General features: G+C 31.1%; 22 protein-coding genes. 16 read left to right on the forward strand and 6 right to left on the reverse strand.

Annotated features, from left to right (window positions below; genetic code table 11):
- The first annotated feature begins 118 nt into the window (after positions 1–118).
- From B4L98_RS04570 to B4L98_RS04610, 9 genes are all read left to right on the forward strand, one after another.
- Positions 119–619 (forward strand): RNA polymerase sigma factor, encoded by a 501-nt coding sequence (locus tag B4L98_RS04570; RefSeq protein ID WP_038337221.1) that lies wholly within the window; start codon positions 119–121, stop codon positions 617–619.
- The gene (locus B4L98_RS04575) at positions 619–1,260 is read left to right on the forward strand and encodes a hypothetical protein (RefSeq protein WP_286495221.1); all 642 of its coding nucleotides are present in this window, start codon (positions 619–621) and stop codon (positions 1,258–1,260) included. The genes B4L98_RS04570 and B4L98_RS04575 overlap by 1 nt, the downstream gene beginning before the upstream one ends.
- Positions 1,261–1,326: 66 nt before the next feature.
- The gene (locus B4L98_RS04580; RefSeq protein WP_148098210.1) at positions 1,327–1,593 is read left to right on the forward strand and encodes a hypothetical protein; all 267 of its coding nucleotides are present in this window, start codon (positions 1,327–1,329) and stop codon (positions 1,591–1,593) included.
- Between the two features lie 50 nt (positions 1,594–1,643).
- Positions 1,644–4,028: a TonB-dependent receptor gene (locus B4L98_RS04585; protein WP_291077643.1), complete on the forward strand. Its 2,385-nt coding sequence runs from the start codon at positions 1,644–1,646 to the stop codon at positions 4,026–4,028.
- A gap of 7 nt (positions 4,029–4,035) precedes the next feature.
- Positions 4,036–4,353 (forward strand): hypothetical protein, encoded by a 318-nt coding sequence (locus B4L98_RS04590; protein WP_038337229.1) that lies wholly within the window; start codon positions 4,036–4,038, stop codon positions 4,351–4,353.
- Between the two features lie 53 nt (positions 4,354–4,406).
- Positions 4,407–4,859 (forward strand): DUF4625 domain-containing protein, encoded by a 453-nt coding sequence (locus B4L98_RS04595; RefSeq protein WP_115001091.1) that lies wholly within the window; start codon positions 4,407–4,409, stop codon positions 4,857–4,859.
- Positions 4,860–4,958: 99 nt separating this feature from the next.
- On the forward strand, positions 4,959–5,813 hold the full coding sequence (locus B4L98_RS04600) for a BadF/BadG/BcrA/BcrD ATPase family protein (protein WP_221855585.1): 855 nt from the start codon (positions 4,959–4,961) through the stop codon (positions 5,811–5,813).
- A gap of 2 nt (positions 5,814–5,815) precedes the next feature.
- Positions 5,816–6,520, forward strand: a complete 705-nt coding sequence (locus B4L98_RS04605) for a formyltransferase family protein (RefSeq protein WP_286495224.1) — start codon at positions 5,816–5,818, stop codon at positions 6,518–6,520.
- A gap of 101 nt (positions 6,521–6,621) precedes the next feature.
- Positions 6,622–6,885 carry a hypothetical protein gene (locus tag B4L98_RS04610; RefSeq protein WP_286495225.1) on the forward strand — a complete coding sequence of 88 codons (264 nt, stop codon included), beginning with the start codon at positions 6,622–6,624 and terminating at the stop codon, positions 6,883–6,885.
- Here the strand turns inward: B4L98_RS04610 and B4L98_RS04615 are convergent.
- From B4L98_RS04615 to B4L98_RS04630, 4 genes are all read right to left on the reverse strand, one after another.
- Positions 6,879–8,465: a hypothetical protein gene (locus B4L98_RS04615; protein WP_286495226.1), complete on the reverse strand. Its 1,587-nt coding sequence runs from the start codon at positions 8,463–8,465 to the stop codon at positions 6,879–6,881. The two genes, B4L98_RS04610 and B4L98_RS04615, sit on opposite strands and share 7 nt — an antisense overlap.
- Before the next feature lie 495 nt (positions 8,466–8,960).
- Entirely contained in the window at positions 8,961–10,523 is a 1,563-nt protein-coding gene (locus tag B4L98_RS04620; protein ID WP_115001100.1) for a hypothetical protein, read from the reverse strand.
- A gap of 4 nt (positions 10,524–10,527) precedes the next feature.
- Entirely contained in the window at positions 10,528–11,559 is a 1,032-nt protein-coding gene (locus B4L98_RS04625) for an HlyD family secretion protein (RefSeq protein ID WP_291077645.1), read from the reverse strand.
- Between the two features lie 2 nt (positions 11,560–11,561).
- A complete protein-coding gene (locus B4L98_RS04630) occupies positions 11,562–12,893 on the reverse strand; it encodes a TolC family protein (RefSeq protein ID WP_291060215.1) in 1,332 nt (443 codons plus the stop codon).
- Between the two features lie 161 nt (positions 12,894–13,054).
- Between B4L98_RS04630 and B4L98_RS04635 the strand changes: the two genes are divergently transcribed.
- From B4L98_RS04635 to B4L98_RS04645, 3 genes are all read left to right on the forward strand, one after another.
- Positions 13,055–13,867: an AraC family transcriptional regulator gene (locus B4L98_RS04635; RefSeq protein ID WP_280051127.1), complete on the forward strand. Its 813-nt coding sequence runs from the start codon at positions 13,055–13,057 to the stop codon at positions 13,865–13,867.
- A 15-nt stretch (positions 13,868–13,882) separates the two neighbouring features.
- Positions 13,883–14,410, forward strand: coding sequence for an NADPH-dependent FMN reductase (locus tag B4L98_RS04640; RefSeq protein ID WP_115001105.1), 528 nt, complete (start codon positions 13,883–13,885; stop codon positions 14,408–14,410).
- A 91-nt stretch (positions 14,411–14,501) separates the two neighbouring features.
- Entirely contained in the window at positions 14,502–15,047 is a 546-nt protein-coding gene (locus B4L98_RS04645) for an NADPH-dependent FMN reductase (RefSeq protein WP_125349252.1), read from the forward strand.
- Positions 15,048–15,108: 61 nt separating this feature from the next.
- Here the strand turns inward: B4L98_RS04645 and B4L98_RS04650 are convergent, their stop codons facing one another.
- Both B4L98_RS04650 and B4L98_RS04655 read right to left on the reverse strand, forming a co-directional pair.
- Positions 15,109–15,525 carry an OsmC family protein gene (locus B4L98_RS04650; protein ID WP_286495230.1) on the reverse strand — a complete coding sequence of 139 codons (417 nt, stop codon included), beginning with the start codon at positions 15,523–15,525 and terminating at the stop codon, positions 15,109–15,111.
- Between the two features lie 192 nt (positions 15,526–15,717).
- Positions 15,718–16,809 (reverse strand): M42 family metallopeptidase, encoded by a 1,092-nt coding sequence (locus tag B4L98_RS04655; RefSeq protein WP_286495231.1) that lies wholly within the window; start codon positions 16,807–16,809, stop codon positions 15,718–15,720.
- Between the two features lie 61 nt (positions 16,810–16,870).
- Here B4L98_RS04655 and B4L98_RS04660 point away from each other — a divergent pair, with 61 nt between their 5' ends.
- The 4 genes from B4L98_RS04660 to B4L98_RS04675 all read left to right on the forward strand — a co-directional run bounded on the left by B4L98_RS04660 (position 16,871) and on the right by B4L98_RS04675 (position 21,012).
- On the forward strand, positions 16,871–17,524 hold the full coding sequence (locus B4L98_RS04660; protein ID WP_291077647.1) for a DUF4294 domain-containing protein: 654 nt from the start codon (positions 16,871–16,873) through the stop codon (positions 17,522–17,524).
- 72 nt (positions 17,525–17,596) lie between these two features.
- Positions 17,597–18,580: a 6-phosphofructokinase gene (gene pfkA, locus B4L98_RS04665; RefSeq protein WP_260391944.1), complete on the forward strand. Its 984-nt coding sequence runs from the start codon at positions 17,597–17,599 to the stop codon at positions 18,578–18,580.
- Positions 18,581–18,611: 31 nt separating this feature from the next.
- The gene (gap, locus tag B4L98_RS04670) at positions 18,612–19,616 is read left to right on the forward strand and encodes a type I glyceraldehyde-3-phosphate dehydrogenase (protein WP_286495233.1); all 1,005 of its coding nucleotides are present in this window, start codon (positions 18,612–18,614) and stop codon (positions 19,614–19,616) included.
- Positions 19,617–19,815: 199 nt separating this feature from the next.
- Positions 19,816–21,012: an IS256 family transposase gene (locus tag B4L98_RS04675; RefSeq protein WP_114998566.1), complete on the forward strand. Its 1,197-nt coding sequence runs from the start codon at positions 19,816–19,818 to the stop codon at positions 21,010–21,012.
- Positions 21,013–21,070 lie beyond the last annotated feature (58 nt).

A 21,070-nucleotide genomic window follows, 5' to 3' on the forward strand; every position in this document is an offset into this window, starting at 1 on the left:
TCATAGGTTTAAGTTAGTTAGGTTAATCCTCTTATATTTCTATAAGAGGATTTTTTATTTTTTTAGTTGTAACATTATTCTTTTTTTTACTACAAATAAAGAGCAACAGAATAATAGTTTGAATAATAAAGCAAAAATATTTACCGAATTAGTCGAGAAAAATCAGGGAATTATCCATAAGGTTTGTCGTATTTACACAGACGACAAGGATTCTCATGACGATTTATTTCAGGAAATTGTATTGCAATTATGGCGTTCTTACGATTCCTTCAAGGGAGATTCAAAATTTAGTACGTGGATGTATCGTGTTAGCTTAAACACAGCAATTACATTAATCAGAAAAAAAACAAAATCCAGTGAAACTGATTTTAATGAAGCTCAATTTTTAAACTTAAAATCAGACGACAAAGACGAATTTTTAGAAGAGCGTATCACACTTTTATACGCGGCAATTAGATTATTAAACGACGTAGAACGTGCATTGGTACTGCTATTTTTGGAAGACTTACCTTACAAAGACATTGCCGAAACTTTAGGAATTTCGGAAGTAAATGCACGAGTAAAGATGAACAGAGTGAAGATAAAATTAAAAGAAATAATGTCTAAAATGGAACAATAATGGAGTTAGATGACTTAAAATCAATTTGGGGTTCCATAAAGGAAGAAGAAAAGTTTGATCAAAATCAAATTTTTCAAATGTTGAAGAAAAAATCATCAACAACAATAAAATGGTTATTTATATTCACTTTTTTCGAATTTATCCTTTTTCTTGTCTACAATTTATATGTTTTAATTTCAGGAAAAAATTTTTTTAATAACGAAGTCAAAACATTAGTCGAAGAAAAAACAATTAACAATTACGAGATCGCTTCGGTTTTTAGTATTGTGATTACGTTTGGATTTTTGGTGATGGCTTATCGTTATTTAAAAAAAATAGATCTTAATCAATCTGTGGTCGATTTGATGAAAAACATTATTTCATTTCGTCGATTGGTGAACTTGTTTATTCTTTTCACCGTTTTAAGTTTAATTGTTTCTTCTGCCCCATTCTATTACGAATTAGGCCAATCTATTTATTTGGCAAAACACGCTCATGATATACAGCCAATTGTGAATAATGCTGCTGTTTATGGTTGGATTGCAATAATAACTGCTGTTGCTTTTATTGTGATTATAGGAACGGTTTATTATGGGATTATTTATTTTTTATTTTTAAGAAAACTTCAACAAAACATGAAAGAGTTGAAAGAAATGAAATAAAATCTTATTTTTGTAAACTGAATGAAAAAATTTATCCAATATCTTATGCTAACGATTTCACTGTTTATGACAGTGTATCAGTCTGCGCATATATTGGATCATGCTCTAAATAAAGAGCACAAAGAGCTGAAAGACAAATTCTCTAACGTACACGATCATAGCTGTACAATTTGCCATTTCAATCAACATTTTATAGAAAATGATTCAGAAATTGAGTTATTTGAATGGTCACAATCATTTATCCAAAAAGATAAAACACTTTACACAACTCGTGTAAAACAAGCTGTATTACTTACTCAAAAAAGTCTTCGAGCACCGCCCTACGCAATTTAATTTCAGAAAAAACCACCTTATTTTTTTAACGTTATTAAATTATTGTATTTATGTCAATCAACATAAAATGTAGTATTGTGGCTACATTATTGTGCGGAACTGTGTTTGCACAAAACATTTTCGAAGGTCAAATTATAGATAAAAATCAAAAACCAATTCCTTTCGCAACTGTATACTTCAACAACGAAGAATATCACACAAATGCCGAAGGAAAATTTAGAATTGAGAATTTAAACAAAGGAAATTATCAAGTTCAAATTGATGAGCAAGGTTACGAACCTTTTTCTCAAAATATTACGTTTGATTCTCAACAAAAATTTGTTTTTACACTTACTTTTCACAAAGCATATAATTTAGATGAAGTTACTGTTTTAGGGCATCATCACGATTTTTCAACAGCTAATGTAGAGCGTGTCGATCAATCTTATATTCAAGAAAACTATGCAGGATCATTAGCCAAATCACTTGAAAATATTGCAGGTGTTAATGCTTCTGGAATTGGATCATCAGCTTCAAAACCAATTATTCGTGGACTTGGTTTCAATCGATTAATTGTTGCTGAAAATGGTGTAAAACAAGAAGGACAACAATGGGGAGCCGATCATGGTTTGGAGATTGATGCGCTAAATGTTGAAGATGTCGAAGTGATAAAAGGGCCTGCGGCTTTGGAGTACGGAAATGAAGCTATTGCTGGAGTTATCAAGATTAACAATAACAATTTACCAGCGAAACATTCACTTTCTGGAGAAGCAAAAACTTTATATCAATCAATAAATGATAATTACGGAATTGGATTTAATTTGAAATCTCGTAACGATCATTTTTTCTATAAAATAAAAGGTTCTTATTCTGATTATGCAGACTACAGAACGACTACCGATCGCATTTATTACCTGAATCGCTATTTACCAATTTACAATAAACGTGTAAAAAATACGGCTGGACAAGATTTGAATGCTGAAATACAAACAGGTTATATTGGTGAGAAATTTCGTTCAATTTTAACGGTTTCTAACGTTAATCAGAAAATCGGTTTCTTTCCTGGTTCACACGGAATTCCTTCTGTAGATAGACTTCAAGATGATGGAAATTATAGAAATATCGAATTTCCTTATCAAAAAGTGAATCATTTTAAAGTAATTTCCGAAAATGAATTTCGTTTAAATTCAAAAGACGTTTTAAAATTTTTAGCAAGTTATCAAAACAATCGTCGACAAGAAGTTAGTTCATTTCACACACATTATGCAAATCAACCAGTTCCAACAAAAAATCCTGATTTAGAATTAGATTTTAATTTATCAACGTATGATTCTCAATTAAAATTTGAACATAATCATAGCAAAAATTTCAAAACAATAATTGGCGCACAAGCGCAATTACAAGCCAATAATATTGCCGGTTACAATTATTTATTACCAAAATATGACCGAAATATTTTTAGCGGATTTTTGATTGAAGAATTCAAAAAAGGAAATCGTTGGAAAGTAACTGCTGGTTTACGTTACGATTATTCGACGTTCAAATCGGAAGGTTATTTTGATGAATTTCTTTACAATTATTTGATTGAAAAAGGTAATTCTGAAGGCATTGCAGATTATTATGCAAATCGTAGCAAATCAATCGATCGTAGTTTCAGTAATTTAAACGGAATGATTGGTGCAACTTTTCAACCAAATGATTTATGGGATTTCAACTTGAATGTTGGAACAAATTTCCGTTTACCAACCGCTATAGAATTGGGTTCTAACGGAATTCATCACGGTAGTTTTAGACATGAACGAGGTGACGAAAATCTTGATATAGAAAAAGGAATTGCTGTAGATTTCAAATCTGTTTTTCACAAAAATGATTGGAATATTTCGCTAAGTCCGTATTTATATTATTTCAGCAATTATATTTTCTTAAAACCTTCGGGACAATTTTCGATTCTTCCTCATGGTGGACAAATTTATCAATATACACAAAGCAAAGCTTTGTTGACTGGTTTTGAATTTGAAGTTCGTAAGAAAATCAACGAAAATTTTGATGCAAATCTTGTGTACGAATATTTATACAATCGACAAATTACGGAAAATAAAAAATTCGGAAATTATCTTCCTTTCACTCCTGCAAATAATTTATTTGGACAAATTAATTATAAAATCAATCAAAATATTGCATTTTTAGAAGGTTTGAGCTTTTTTGCAAATGGAAAATATACATTTGAGCAAGATAAAATTGCACAAAATGAAGATATCACTCCAAGTTATTTCTTGGTTGGAATTGGAGGAAAAACGAAACTTAAATTCAATAATTTTAGTGCAAATTTAAGTGTTCAGGTTTCTAATTTATTCAATAAAAACTATTACAATCACACCAGTTTTTATCGTGCATTGCAATTACCAGAACAAGCTCGAAACATACAAATTATGTTAGGAATTCCGTTCGGAAAATAGTTGATACATGAAAAAGAAACATCCTATTTTTGGACTTTTCTTTAGTATTATTCTTTTTTCGATTCCAACTTTTAATCAATTACATTTTTCTTTAATCGATCATTCACAAGATTTTTCGAATCAAAAGAAAGAAATTATTCATCATCAATGTAATCATTTCACCTATTACTCTGTCTTTATTGACACGCATGATGAACCAAAAATAGAATCAAAACCGAACGAAGAATTTTACAGTAAAGAAAGTTTTGAACAAGTAGAAAAAATTAAACATTCTACAATTGAATATCATTTTACACGAGGTCCGCCTCAGGATTTTGTTTATTAATAAATCAACCAAAATCTTAAAAAAATAATATTCAATTCAAAAAAAATAAAACAATGAAAAATTCAATTTTAAACTATTCATTTATAACATTATCAGCATTATTCATTACATCTTGTTCATCAGATGATTCTTCATTAGATACAACAAAACCTGAAATTAATTTGATTGCACCTAAAGACCACGATGAATTTCATTTAGGCGAAACCATCTCAATTGATGCTATTTTGAAAGACAATGTAGAATTGGGAACGGTAAAAATTGAAATTCATTCCGCAGAAGATGGTCATCAACACAGAACAGCAAATGTTAATTGGACGTATGATGCAGAAGAAGCTATTCCAGCAGGAAAAACTGAGCACACATTAAGTCATAAAGTAAATATTCCTACAGAAGGAATTACGGAAGGACATTATCACTTAGGATTATTCTTAATTGATCGCGCTGGAAATCAAACGCAATCTTTTATCGAAATCGTTGTAGGTGAAGATTACGACCATGATCACTAAAAAAAAAATTTGAAAACGTCCGAAATTTCGGGCGTTTTTTTATGTGCATTGTTAAAAGAATACTATTTTAGCACTCTTCAATTATATCAAAACAAAAAAATGATTGCAATAGCAGATAGTGGTTCTACTAAAACGGATTGGGTAATTTTAGATAGCGACCTTAATGAAGTTTTTAGAACAAGTACAATTGGATTTAATCCGTATTTTGTAACAGCAGAAGATATTACGACTGAATTACAAAAAAATGAAGATTTTGCACCTGTTGCAAATGATTTCGCAAAAATCTTTTTTTATGGTGCTGGAACTTCCAGCGAAACAATGCATGCTGTTGTTAAAGAAGGTTTACAAAACTTCTTTACAAATGCTGAATTTGTAATAGACCATGATTTATTAGCCGCTTGTTATGCCACTTACATGGGAAAACCTGCAATGGTCTGTATCTTAGGAACAGGTTCTAACTCTTGTTATTTCGATGGAACAACAATGCGTGAAGAAACAAAATCTTTAGCTTATATCTTAGGAGACGAAGGTTCTGGAAATGACTTAGGAAAACGTGTATTACGCGCTTTTTATACAAAAAAAATGCCTCCACATTTAGCAAAAGCTTTTGATGATTATTATAAATTATCTGTAGATGAGTTAAATAAAAATGTGTACCAAAATAAATTTGCAAATACATATTTAGCTTCTTTCAATAAATTTGTTGTTGAACATAAAAATGATCCATTTATTCAGAAAATTATTTATGATGCGATGTCTTCTTTTATCGAATATCAAATTATGCCTTACGAAGAAGCTCGTCATTCTGAATTAAATTTTATTGGTTCAATTGCTCATATTTACGAAGATGTTATTCGTTCAGTTGCGGCAGAATATCACTTAACAGTTGGTCATATTATTAGAAAACCAATTGATAATGTTGTTGATTATCACAAAAAATATTTGATTAAATAAGCATGGCAGCTCAACCAAAAATAGCGGTAATTTCTTACAATACTCCTCATCGCAAAACACAAGATGTTTTGCACGGATTAAAAGCTAAAGGTTATCAAAATGTAAAAATATTTGCTTTGCCTTTTGTACAAAGAGAAAATCCGTTCAAACCAATTTATCAACATCGTCCAAGTAAAGCGATTCAAGTAAATTTAGATGATTACTGTAATAATTTTGGTTATAATTTCGATTTGACAACTGCTGAAACGTTGAATAATCAATTAAACGATTATAAAGCTGAATATGTAATTATTGCAGGTGCGGGATTATTACCAGATGAGTTGGTTGACAATCATAAAATTATCAATACACACCCAGGTTTTTTACCTTTGACAAGAGGTTTAGATTCATTAAAATGGGCAATCACAAAAGGAGTCGAAATTGGTGTTACAACTCATTTTGTAGACACAGAAGCCGATGCTGGCTTTTTGATTGAACAACAATATGTTCCTGTTTACGGGAATGATACGTTTCATTCTTTGGCTAATCGTCAATATGAAACAGAAATTGAAATGTTAGTTAATTCGATTGAATTAATACCAACACTTTCAGAATTCAAATCACTTTCATCAAATGAATTTGAAGCGACGCGCAGAATGCCAAAAGCTATTGAAGAAAATTTGATGCAAGCATTTGACACTTACAAAGAAAAATATAAAAGGGATTAAAAATTTTTTAGAAAAAAATTAAAAAGCTAACCGAATTGGTTAGCTTTTTTGTTGAATCTATTTTTTAATTTGATTTTACTATCTTTAATAAAATAATTAAGATGAACAAAGAAAAACCTTTGAGCGAATTAACATTAGAAGAATTAAATGAAAAAAGAAAAAAAGTTAATAAACTTAATCTTAGCATTCAAATTCCTTTATTACTCATTGCAATCGTTTTATTAATTCTGAAGATGACAAACAAATATGATATCAATGTAACATTCGTTATTTTATTATCATGTTCTGTAACTTTTATTCCTCTTATAACAGGTTTAGCGAAAATAAATGCAGAAATCAATACCAGAAAAAAAGCGAATCAATGAGTTTCTTTTCTCTTTTTCCTAAGATGTAAAATTCCTTTGATTGGATTATAAATCATAATAAAAACCATCATTACAATTCCGAAATAAAATAAGGTTCTAAAAATTTGAATATCTGCGATCAACAAAGCTTGATTATACAATTGAGATTTTAGATTGCTTGCTGTCAAACTGATAGACTCATTTACTAAATGAGTTGTATCGTGTTTATTGAATAGATTATTCCATTGTTCTTGAAAAATTGTATTGGTAATATCTAAATTTTTCGTCATCAAAAATTGATGTTTAGTCGTCAAGAAAAGAATTGCATTTTGCATAATCGAAAAACTAATTGTTGACGACCAATAACGCATTGCAACTGCTGCTTGCATGGTATTCATAGAAAAATTAGCATGTACAGAACATACCATATATTGCAAAATTGGCGCAAACAACATTCCTTGTCCCATTCCTTCCATCAACAATGGCGGAATAACTGCATTCGGACGAGTATCTGGAACCAAAATGTAACTAAACCACAACATAGCAAACGTTAAACAAAAAAAACCTCCAAAAAACACATACTTATATTGCGTTTGAAATTGTGTTATGATGTAATAAGCAAACAATGCTCCAATATAAATTCCGGCACAATTATAATATTGTATTTGCAAAACAAACTCCCAATTCCATTTCCAAACAACATTCATCACTTGATAAATGTTACTCATACTCGATTTGAAAATATAAAATGTAAAAAACAACAACATACCTACAATAACTCTTTCGGAACGAAGAATCTCGAAATGGAAAATTGGTTTTTTAGACGTTAATTGTTGCAAAATAAATAAGCCTGAGAAAATAAACATTGCAGCAAACGCAATAACGATATAAAGCGATTCGAACCAATAATATCTTTTACCATAAATCAATAAAAAAGCTCCTGCTATTAATGACATCATCATCAAAAAATAACCCGCCAAATTTAACTGATACAATGGTTTTTTGGGATACAATCTACCATGACTAAAGAGAAAAACATAAATCAATAACGATAAAACATGAAAAAAGATGACAGTATAAATCACCATATTGAAATTATAATTTTCGATGGCAAATTTTACAATAGAGGTTGTATATTTATCAGCCGTCATCATAAATCCATACAAAAACGTATTTCCTAATAATCGTCCATATTCGCCTTTTATACGCGACATAATTAGCGGAACAATAATACATCCTTCGAGATAAGATGTTGTTCCTTGTATCACACGAAGTAAATAAATCAATTGCGTATTTGTTGTCAACGAAATTATTAACATTAATATAATATTGATAATAGTCATAAACAATAAATAAGAGCGAATATTAAAGAACTGAAAAAGCCGTTCGTTAATAAAAAGTCCACAAACAATTGTGGCGTAAGCCAAAGAAAAAATGAATTGTAAATCGTCTACATCAACATCTAGAAATGAAGCTGTAAATGTACTATTCATATTGAAAAGTGAGAGAATCATCACATGCGGAATCAACGCGGCAATGAGAATTGGAAGCACCAATTTTTCTGGTATCCATTTCTTGAAAATGGGATGTTGATTGTGCATTGAGTTATTTATTCAATTTTACAATCAAGTTCAAAACATTCATTCGAAAGTTTGTCTAATTAAAAATATTTTATTGATTTCGTGATTATCTTACCTAAAAAGTAAAAAAAGGAAGCTGCCTGAGAAAAGTCAAAAGGCTAAAATGTGATTCTGAATAATAAATCGTTAAAATACGATGATTCATTTTATAAAAATATAACAAATTTAAAATCAATAAAATACAACTAACATTTATTAAAACAATTAATCATTTTTCGTTTGATTTATTTTGATGGCAAAAGTAAGTGCTAGCGCATAAAAACAAGTTGATTATTTGAGAATAAAATTTGTTCATTTAAGCCATTTATAAATTTAAAAAACTTTAAAATATGACCTTTCTACAGGATAATTTTGATAAAATATTCATTTTAAAAAATTTGTCATAAAAAAAAACGTACTTGATTCTATTAAATCAAATACGCCAATTAAATAAAAAAGTAATATATAAAAATTATTTTAACGATGTAAAAGTCTATTTTTTATCGGTTGATAAAGAATTACAAAAATCGCAGCGATAATTCCCACAACAAACAATGTTCGGAAAATCTCTATATTACTAACCAACAAAGCTTGGTTATACAATTTTGCTTTTAAAGCTGCGGCAGTAATACTTTCTGCTTCGTTTGGAAGATGACTCGCAATATTTTTATTGAACAAACTATTCCATTGTTGTTGGAAAATCGGACTCGTTTTGTCTAAATTTTTGGTCATCAAAAATTGATGTTTAGTCGTCAAGTATAAAATTGCATTTTGCATCAGCGAAAAACCAATTGTTGTCGTCCAAAAACGAATCGCCGTACCTGCTTGCGCCGCACTACCAGTAATAGAAGGATGTACAGAACCTGTAATATACAACACTAATGGCGTAAAAATAACACCTTGCGCAATTCCTTCTAATATCAGCGTTGGCGCTACTGCCTCGACTTTTGTATCTGGATAAAACAAGTAACTAAACCACAACATGCTCATGGCTAAAAGTACAAATCCAAGAAAAAATATTTTTCTAAAATCAACTTTATTTTTAACCATGAAAAATGAAAATACAATACCAATGATGGAACCTGCTACATTAAAATATTGAATCTGCAACACATATTCCCATTGCCATTTCCAAACTGTTGACATGACTTGGTAAATATTGCTCATCCCAGCACGCAAAGTATAGAAAACAAAAAACATTAATATTCCTAAAATGACACGTTCTGATCTGAAAATCTCAAAATGAAACAAAGGTCGTTTGGCTGTTTTTTGATGCAATAAAAATAAGCCACTAAAAACGAGTGTTGATGCAAATGCTGTGATAATAATTGGCGATTCGAACCAATAATATTTTTTCCCATAAATCAAGAAAAACGCGCCAGAAATTAGGGAAATAATCATCAAGAAAATTCCTCCTAAATTTAATTGATACAATGGTTTTTTAGGAAACATTCTGTTGTGATTAAAGAAAAATACATAAATAATTAATGCTACAACATGAAAACTCATAATCGTATACACCATCATATTGTGGTTATAATTCTCAATCGCAAACTTCACGATAGAAGTCGTAAATTTATCACCTGTTAACATTACGCCATACAAAAACGAATAAGCAATCAATTTTGAATGTTCACTTTTAATATTCGACATAATGATTGGCAACAAAATACAACCTTCGAAAAGCGATAAAGGTCCTTGAATAAAACGCAGAATCAAAATCAATTCTGTATTTGTCGTTAATGTCATTCCAAACAATACCAAAATGTTAAGCATGGTCATTGTTAGCAAATAACTTCTGATATTGAAAAAGTGAAAAAATCGAACGTGAATAAATAAGCCACAAACAATAGTGGCATACGCCATCGAAAAAAGGAACTGCAAATCGTCGACCTCCAAATCCAAAAATGATGCTGTAAACGTACTATTCATGTTGAATATAGTCAAAATCATCAAGTGTGGAAATAGCGCAAGGATAAAAATTGGCACAACCAATTTTTGCGGAACCCATTTATTAAATATTGAATTTTGTTGTGACATTTATTTAATTTACTTTTTCTGCGGAAACATTTACATTCATTCCGGTACGTAATTTTTCGTTGTTTTTAGACTCTTTCAGAATTATTTTTACAGGAAAACGTTGTTCAATTTTCACGAAGTTTCCTGTAGCATTATCAGGTTTAATCAAAGCAAACTCAGACCCAGAAGCTGGCGAAAGTGATTCAATTTTTCCTTCAAACTCAATGTATTTGTAGGCATCAGCTTTTATAATAACTGGTTGATCCAAATCGATTTCTCCAATTTGCGTTTCTTTAAAATTTGCAACAATCCATTTCTCTTTCGAAACTACTTGCACCAAGGCCTGCCCTTCTTTTATTAACTGACCTTCTTGTATATTTTTTGTTCCAACCCAACCATCGTAAGGTGCTACAACATAGGTATATGAGAGAATAAGTTTAGCATCGTTCAATTGGGCTTTTCGTTGTAAAATTTGAGTTTTTGCAGGCGCAACTTTTGTTTGTTCTGCAGACGCACTAACATTCACGGCATTACGTTGTTGTTCCAAAGCACTCAAACTTGCTTTTGCTTGTTTATATTTCGCTTCAACTTCTTCAAACTGTTGCACGGTTGCAGCATCTTCTTGCACTAAATTTTTGAAACGATTATAATCTTTTTCAGTTCTCCAAACCTCTATTTTAGCAGCTTCTATATTTGCATTAACAATATTAACATCACTTGATTTTGTATCTACCGCTTTTTCATATGTTAAAACAGATTGCGAAGTCGATTCTAAATTTGCTTCTGCAATATCAATCTGGTTCTGAAATTCTCTATTGTCAATCACAACAAGCGTATCACCTTTGTGTACAAATTGATTTTCTTCGAAATTTACTTTTTTGATAAAACCAGAAACTTTACTCGAAACTGGCGTAATATATTGTCGCACTTGCGCGTCATTTGTATTGACATGTGAACTCGAAAAGAAATAAAACCAAGCTACTGCAGTGATTCCTATGATAANNACAGAAAGCGTTCTATTCATTCGTTTTTCTCCTTTTGTCTGTTGTTTTCCCATTTTTATAAGTTTCCTAAAATGTATTGTAATTGATAGTATTTTAATTGTTTGTTAATTTGCAATGAAATCAAATTCGATTGAGCTTCTAAATAAGCGTTATCCGCATCGATAAGTTCTGTAATCAAACTCAATTTGTTGACATATTTTGTTCTAACAATTCGATAATTTTCTTTGGCTTGACCAATTGCATCTTCCGCAATTTTTATTTTATCGATCGATTCTTCTAATCGTTTATTCGCTGCAAAAACATCATGTCGAATTTGTTCTTCTTTCTCTTCTATTTCTAATTTTGCAATTGAAATGTTACGATCTGCGATTTGCATTTTTTGTTTATTCTTGAAAAAATTACTCAACGGAATCGAAACATTTACACCAACAGAACCAAATCTGTACAAATATTCTTCTGGTGGAAAAAACATAAAGTTTGGATAATTATATCCATATTCCGCTCCAGCAGTTATTTTTGGTAATGTATTAGCTTTGGTAATTTTCTTATCAATTTCTTTCAAATTCAAATCATCTTTCGCAATTTTCAAGCTTTCACTTTGATCTATTGCTTCCAAAATCATTTCATCAACCAAACCCAAATGCTCTTCATTTGTAAACAAATCATTGGTGTCAATATGCATTTCTTGATTTTCTGGTAAGGCTAAAATTGTTTTGATTTGATGTTCAATAATCGAAATTTCATTCGCCAATTCTGTAAAAGACATTTTATGATTTGACAATTGCAATTCTGTTCTCAAGACTTCGTTGTAGGTTACCAAACCATTTTTTTTCAAGGATTCTGTTTGTTTTATCACAACCGAATCTTCTCTCATTTTATCCAAAATCAACTTTTGTTGCTCTTGTAAATGCAACGCTTGTAAATAAGCTGTGATAATTTGCATTCTCAATTCTCGCTCATCTTTTCGAACTTGCAGTTTCGAAATATTAGTTTCTATTTCAGATTTTTTCTCATCATTTTTTAATTTACCACCTAAATAAATTGGAATTTCTGCCGAAAGTGTAAAATCGTATTTCACTCGAGGAACAGCATATTTTGTAGAAGGTTTTAGAAAACCGTCTTCATATTGGCGTAAATTACTCAAAACATGAAAACCAGTATGAAAGTCTACATCTGGCAATTTCTCATTTTTAAGATCTTTCTCTTTTAATTCAGCAATATTAGTTTTTAAAGCGCTAATTTGTAATTTTTTATTATTTTGAAGTCCAATTTCAATTGCTTTGCTTAATTTCAGTTGGTTATAGTCTATTTCATTTTGAGCATAACTCAACCCACTCAGCATTAACAACAATGTAAGCAACTGATATTTAACGAATTTAAATATCATTTTGTATTATTTATAAGTCTGTTATTGATTTTTAGTGATGCAAAGTTACATTCAAAACACCTTTACCCTCTTGATAAAAAAAGAAAATAATTTGCTCATTTACGCCAAAATAAAGTAATTTGCAAAAGCAAAAATATTTCACTTTATAAAAGTATAAAACAATGTTGTTTGATCAGTTTTTTTTTAACGAAGTTGACAAATCTAAAGTCCATTTTTACATACAACATGCACATTTAGATACGATAGGAACGCGCGTACATGAACACAAAAAAGCACAATTATTATATGCAGAAGGCGGAATTGTACATGTTTTTGTAAACGACAAACATTGGTATTTGCCTGCGCGTTGTTTTATGTGGATTCCTGCAAATACGCCACATTCTATCTTAACGAATAGTAAAACAGGCGATTTGTATAACTTTTATTTCAAGACCGAAAAAGAAGAAAACGATTTTTATTCGATTACAAATATTTATTACACGAATGAGTTGTTAAGGGAAATGATTTTGTACACCAAAAATTGGAGTGGATCAATTTCGGAAAAAGATCCTGCAAAATATGATTTTGTAAAAGCCATACGATCTATTCTACCCGAAATGGAATCGAACAAATTACCTGCTTTTATTCAGCATCCATTTCCAAAAGATCAGAAACTGATCGATATTGCTCGATTTCTGATGAAAAATATCGAGAAAAACTATACAATAGATGAAGTTGCGCAACAATTTGGTTTGAGCACGCGAACATTATCTCGAAAATTCAAAGATAATATGGGAATTAATTATGTTCGATTTTTACGCGCATTACGTATCACAAAATCATTGGAATTGATTGCTGAAAATAAATACAATATGTACGAAATCGCAATGTTAGTTGGTTATAATTCGTTGTCATCTTTCAGTAATATTTTTCAGAAAGTATCAGGAATTCGACCAACAGAATATACGCAATTATTACACACAAAAAAACAATAACTTAAAATAAAAACTATGATTATTAAAGCTTTTGCCGGAAGTAACAGCTCTACTTCTATCAATAAACAACTCGTAACTTATGCTTCTTCTTTATTAAACAAAGATCAAATTGAGATTTTAGATTTAGATGACTTTGATATCCCTACTTTTGATATTGATATAGAAAAAGAGCAAGGTTTTTCTGATGAAGTAAAACGATTTTATCAAAAACTTGTTGATTCTGATATTTTGCTTATTTCATTAGCAGAACATAATGCTTGCATTACAGCAGTTTTTAAAAGCTATATGGATTGGTGCTCAAGAATTAATTATAAATTTCTGGAAGGAAAAAAGGTCTTCGTTATGAGTACATCTCCTGGTGGTTATGGAGCAAAAAACTCTTTAGAAATAGGTTCTAAATTAATTACAAAATTAGGAGGTGACATTTTAGTCGATTTCTCTTTGCCTAAATTCAACGAAAATTTTGCAGAAGGTAAAATCACTAATGAAGAGTTAAACAGAGAATTGATTCTTAAAATTGATGAATTTAGAAAAAAAATATAAGTTTTTATCTTTTCCTAACATAGGTCAATAAAATTTATGGTTGCTTGCAATAACTTTGCTTCATCAAAAATGAAAATACTCAAGTAAGAATATGAAAATTTTAGCTTTCGCTGGTAGTAACAGCAAAAAATCAATCAATAAAGAATTATTAAATTATACTTTAAATCAAATCGAAAATGCAGAAATCGATTTAGTTGACATCAATGATTTCGAGATGCCTATCTATTCTATTGACCGTCAATTAGAAAATGGATTTCCACAAGAAGCGCAGGATTTTTACAATAAAATCAAAGATGCAGAAGGTGTTGTAATTTCTTTGGCAGAACATAATGGAAACTTTTCTGTTGCATTAAAAAATATTTTGGATTGGGTTTCTCGTATCGAAATGCCATATTTGAAAGATAAAAAATTGTTGTTATTAAGTACATCTCCAGGTGCTTATGGTGGAGGAAATGTAATGGAAGTTGCAACAAAATATTTTGGAATGTTTGCAAGCGGAGAAATTGTAGCAAGCACAACTTTCCCATCTTTCAACGATAATTTCCAAAATAACGAAATTGTAAATGAAGAATTAAAAAATAAAGTATTAGCGCAAGTTAGTATCTTTCAAGAAGCTTTAACTATTGTTGAAGCTTAATTGAAAATGTATGTATTAAAAAAAGGTCTTTCGTTCGAAAGACCTTTTTTTTGTTATCAATTTAATTTACATTTATCTCGTAAGTGATATCAATTCCTCCATTTGCAAGCATATCATGTACACTACAATACTTCTTAACCGCTAATTCAGCAGCCTTATTTGCTTTATCTAAATCAATATTTCCTTTTAAGAAAAATTTGATATGAATATTTGTAAAAATATTTGGAATTTCATCTCGACGCTGACCTTCAACCTCAACTTTAATATCTTCAATTTCTTGGCGTTGTTTCTTCAAAATTTCATTCAAATCAAAAACACTACAACTTCCCAAAGCAATCAAAACCAACTCCATTGGGCGAACTCCTTTTCCTTCTCCTCCAATCGATTCAGGTCCATCAATATTTACTTTTACCGAAGAACTTGACGCAGTCGCTTCATAGTGAGAAGCCTGATTTACTCTATTTAATTCAATTTTCATCTTATTTCTTTTAAAGTATAAAAATAATCATTCTCTAAAGATTTATTCTAATATTTGATTGAATAATGATTTTCTGAATAAATTTAGCTAAATTTAAATTCAATTATAGAAATTTTTGAAGTAGATCGAAGCACAAAATAGCAACAAAGGCTGTCTCACGACAGCCTTTATATTTTTTAATCACTTTATAATTTAAACAGTATGATATTTAAAACTTTGTTCGTTTTTAATTGTTTTCACTGATTCGTAAATCAACTCGATGACATTTTTTACATCAGCTTGATGAACCATTTCTACAGTTGTGTGCATATAACGCAAAGGCAACGAAATTAAAGCTGAAGGTACACCACCATTACTATATGCAAAAGCGTCTGTATCCGTTCCTGTTACACGAGAACTTGCAGCACGCTGAAAAGGAATATTGTTTTTCTCAGCTGCATCAATAATTAATTCGCGTACATTATTTTGCACAGCAGGCGCATAATAAACAACTGGGCCATCACCACATTTTTGCTCACCTTCTTTCGATTTTGTAATCATTGGTGTCGTTGTATCATGTGTAACATCAGTAATAATCGCAACATTTGGTTTGATTGTTTGCGTAATCATTTCCGCGCCACGCAACCCTACTTCTTCCTGAACCGCATTTACAACGTATAAACCAAAATCTAATTGATCTTTATTTTCTGCCAATTTACGCGCAACCTCAGCAATCATAAACCCTCCCATTCTATTGTCTATTGCACGACAAACAAAATAACGATCGTTCAATGTAAAAAATTCATCAGGATAAGTAATCACACAACCAACGTGAATTCCAAGTTCAAGAACTTCTTCTTTCGATGTACAACCTGTATCAATCCAAATTTTATCTGGAGTTGGCGCTTCATCTTTTCCTGCTTGACGCAAATGAATTGCTGGCCAACCAAAAACTCCTTTTACAATTCCTTTTTTGGTATGAATATTAACCACTTTAGAAGGTGCTATCATATGATCTGATCCTCCATTACGAATCACATAAATCAATCCATCATCAGAAATATAATTCACAAACCAAGAAATCTCATCAGCATGGGCTTCAATCACAACTTTATACTTCGCTTCAGGATTTATTATACCATAAGCAGAACCGTAATTATCTGTTTTTACTTCATCTACATATGGTTTGATATAATCCATCCAAACTTTTTGTCCTTCACTTTCAAAACCTGTAGGTGAAGCTGTATTTAAATATTTTGTCAAAAAATCCAAAGATTGTTGATCAAACAAATTATTTGTACTCATTTTAGTTTATTTATCTAACAAATGTACTAATTTTAGGAACAATTTTTGAACTAATTCTGATATGAAATTTTATATCTATCATATAACTTTACTACTTACTTTTGTTGGATTATCTAATGTTAATGCTCAAATTTTTGGGTTATATTTAGGTGGAAAAAATCCTGCACAAGAAATTAAAAATGATTCAATTAATTTAGATGAATTTGCGTTTAATCCTTTAGACACAATACATCTTAATGAAATGAATAGTTATTCGGTTCATTTAAAAACTGATTTAGAAAAAAAATATTATTTATGGCTAAGAAAGCGTGTTCGCGATGTTTGGCCGTATGTAAGAACTGCTGTTAGAGAATATAATTATGTATCAGACACCATTCAAACAATGGATAAAAGACGAGACAAAAAACGTTTTATTAAATCTCGCCAAAAGGATTTGGCTGATCAATTTGAGAATCAATTAAAAAATATGTCAAGTTCTCGTGGACAAATTCTTACTAAATTAATCTATAAAGAAACAAATAAAACAACATACGATATTATAAAAGAATTACGTGGCGGATTGAATGCTTTTCTTTATCAAGCAGCAAGTGGCGCGTTTAATATTGATCTAAAACAAACTTATGATCCGAAGCGAACACGAGAAGATTTGTATATTGCGGTTATTCTTCAACGAGATTTTGCAGACGGAACGTTAAAACCTGTCGACGAAGATTAATTTATCTTTCATACTACCAATTATAATAATATTCTGATTTTTTATTATATTTGATTTAATAAAGGGAAAAACGTGGGAAACAATATAAAAAGAATTGGTGTATTAACCTCTGGAGGTGATGCGCCTGGAATGAATGCGGCCTTACGTGCCGTTGTAAGAGCATGTAAGTACTACGATATCAAATCAGTAGGGATTCGTCAAGGTTACGAAGGTTTGATTAACAATGATATGATTGAACTTGGACCTCGTTCAGTGAAAAATATTATCAATCAAGGTGGTACAATTCTTAAAACTGCTCGTTCTTTAGAATTCAAAACTACAGAAGGTCGTCAAAAAGCATACAATCATCTAAAACAAAATAACATTGATGCTTTAGTTGTAATTGGTGGAGATGGTTCTTTTACTGGAGCAAATATCTTTCATCAAGAGTTTGGTGTTCCATTTATTGGAATTCCAGGAACAATTGACAATGATATTTTCGGAACAGATTTTACAATTGGGTACGATACAGCTTTGAATACTGTAATTGATGCAATTGATAAATTAAGAGATACTGCTACATCACATGATCGTGTATTTTTTGTGGAAGTAATGGGACGCGATGCAGGTTTTATTGCTTTAAATAGTGGAATTGCTTCAGGTGCACAAGATATTTTGATTCCAGAACAACGTGATAGTGTCGAAGAATTATGTTCTTCTTTAGAACGTTCAGAAAAATCTGGAAAAAAATCAAGCATCGTTGTAGTTGCAGAGGGTGAAAAATTAGGTGGAGTTTTTGAATTAGCAAAACAAGTACAAAATCGTCATCCAGAATATGATATTCGTGTAACAGTTTTAGGACACATACAGCGTGGTGGTTCTCCATCTTGTCACGATCGTGTTTTAGCAAGTCGTTTAGGAATTGCTGCTGTCGAAGGTTTACTAGAAGGTAAAACAAATCTTATGGCTGGTATTCGCTCTAATAAAGTTGTATTTACAGCGATAGATGAAGCCATCAAAAAACACAATGAGATTGACGAAGAGTTAATCAAAGTAGCTAATATTTTAGCGATTTAAACATTTAATATAAAGGGAAATTATATATACTATGTCAAAAATTAAAATTGGAATCAACGGATTCGGAAGAATTGGTAGCCTTGTTTTCGGGGTTGCTATTGAGAGAAACGATATTGAAATCGTAGGTATTAACGATTTAGTAGACGTTGATTATTTAGCTTATATGCTAAAGTATGATTCAGTTCACGGAAAATTTAACGGAGAAGTTAAAGTAGAAAACGGAAACTTAATTGTTAATGGACAAACAATTCGCGTTACAGCTGAAAGAGACCCAGCGAACTTGAAATGGGACGAAGTTGGAGCTGATATCGTAATCGAAGCAACAGGTTTATTCTTAACAAAAGAAACTGCAGGAAAACACATTGAAGCTGGAGCAAAAAAAGTTGTTTTAACAGGTCCTTCTAAAGATGATACCCCTATGTTTGTAATGGGTGTTAACCACGAATCTGTAACAGCAGAAGACACAATCGTTTCTAATGCTTCTTGTACAACAAACTGTTTAGCACCATTAGCAAAAGTAATTCACGAAAATTTCGGAATTGTGGAAGCTTTAATGACAACAGTTCACGCAACTACTGCAACTCAGAAAACAGTTGACGGACCATCAATGAAAGATTGGAGAGGTGGACGTAGTGCAATGGTAAACATCATTCCTTCATCTACTGGAGCTGCGAAAGCAGTTGGAAAAGTAATTCCAGAATTGAACGGAAAATTAACAGGAATGTCTTTCCGTGTACCAACTGTTGATGTCTCTGTAGTTGATTTAACAGTTAAATTAGCAAAAGAAACAAACTACGACGAAATCAAAAAAGTAATGTGCGAAGCTGCTGAAGGAGATTTGAAAGGAATTGTAGGATACACAGAAGATGCTGTTGTTTCTCAAGATTTCGTAGGTGATACAAGAACATCTATTTTCGATGCAGAAGCTGGTATCATGCTAAACCCTACTTTCGTTAAGTTAGTTGCTTGGTATGACAACGAAATTGGTTACTCTAACAAAGTAGTTGATTTAGTTCAGCACATCGCAAAGATTTAATTCTTAATTAATAATTAACAAAAAGGCTGTTCTCAATAAATGAATGGCCTTTTTTGGTTTAGACTTCTAAAATTTTAAGAAAATTTTATTCTTTTTTAAGACTTTTTATGACACTGTACCAAAAACTGTGTAAGTATAAAATTCTGCTTGGGTTAAAATCGAGCAGAATTTTTTTTATACATTTAATATTTACATATTTATGGAAACAAAAGACCTATTTCCGGATGATTTTTTCAAACAGTTTAAAACTGGCGATGAACTCCAAAACTTTCTCAAAGACTTACAAAAGCGAGGGATTGAAAAAATGTTAGAAGGTGAGTTAGATGCTCACCTGGATTACGACAAGTATGATTTACGCAAGCAAGAAAATGCGCGTAATGGTTATTCTAGCAAAAAGATAAAAACGAGTTATGGCGAAGAAGAAATAAAGGTCCCTAGAGATCGTGATGCTAGTTTTAATCCGATGCTTATCCCTAAACGAAAAAGCATGGTAGAAGGCTTAGAAAACGTTATTGTATCGCTTTACGCCAAGGGAATGTCCGTTTCTGATATTGAAGAACAGATCAGAGAGGTCTACAATTTTGACGTTTCTCAATCCACGATTTCTCGTATAACAGATGCTATCACCTCTGACATTATAGCTTGGCAAAATCGTCCATTAGAACCTGTTTATTTAATCGTTTGGATGGACGGAATTGTTTTTAAGGTTAGAGAAGGTTCCAAAGTAATTAATAAAACCATTTATATCGCAGTAGGCTTAAAACGCGATGGACGCAAAGAAGTTTTAGGATTATGGTTAGGTAAAAATGAGTCATCATCCTTTTGGATGAGTGTTTTAACCGATATGAAGGCTAGAGGAACTGAAGATATCTTGATTACAGCAACCGATAACTTAAATGGTTTTACCGATACCATACGTACCGTTTTTCCTGAATCTAAAACACAAATATGTGTAGTACATCAGATTCGAAATGCTTGTAAATACGTTGTTTGGAAAGATAAGAAACAGTTTACTGCTGATATGAAAGAAATCTACAACGCGCCAACTAAACAGGCTGCTGAAGCTGCTTTAAATGATTTTGCTTCTAAGTGGGAACATAAATATTCTTATGCCATCCAAAGCTGGAAAAACAACTGGGAAGACCTTACGGTTTTCTTTGAATTCCCCGTAGATATTAGGAAAATCATATACACCACCAATCTAATTGAGAATTTAAACGGTAAAATAAGGAAGTACACTAAAAATAAATTATCCTTCCCTACAGATGAAGCTGTTATGAAATCCGTATATTTGGCTGTGAGAGAAGCAACTAAAAAATGGTCTATGCCAGTAAGAAACTGGGGAGTTATTATTGATCAATTTTTAATCCTATATCAAGAAAGGGTTAGACTCTAAAAAGTAGAACCTAACCCAAGCTTAATTTTTGAACTTACACACTTTAAGAGACAGTCCT

This window comes from Empedobacter sp. UBA5528 (assembly GCF_002426075.1).
Lineage (GTDB): Bacteria > Bacteroidota > Bacteroidia > Flavobacteriales > Weeksellaceae > Empedobacter > Empedobacter falsenii_B.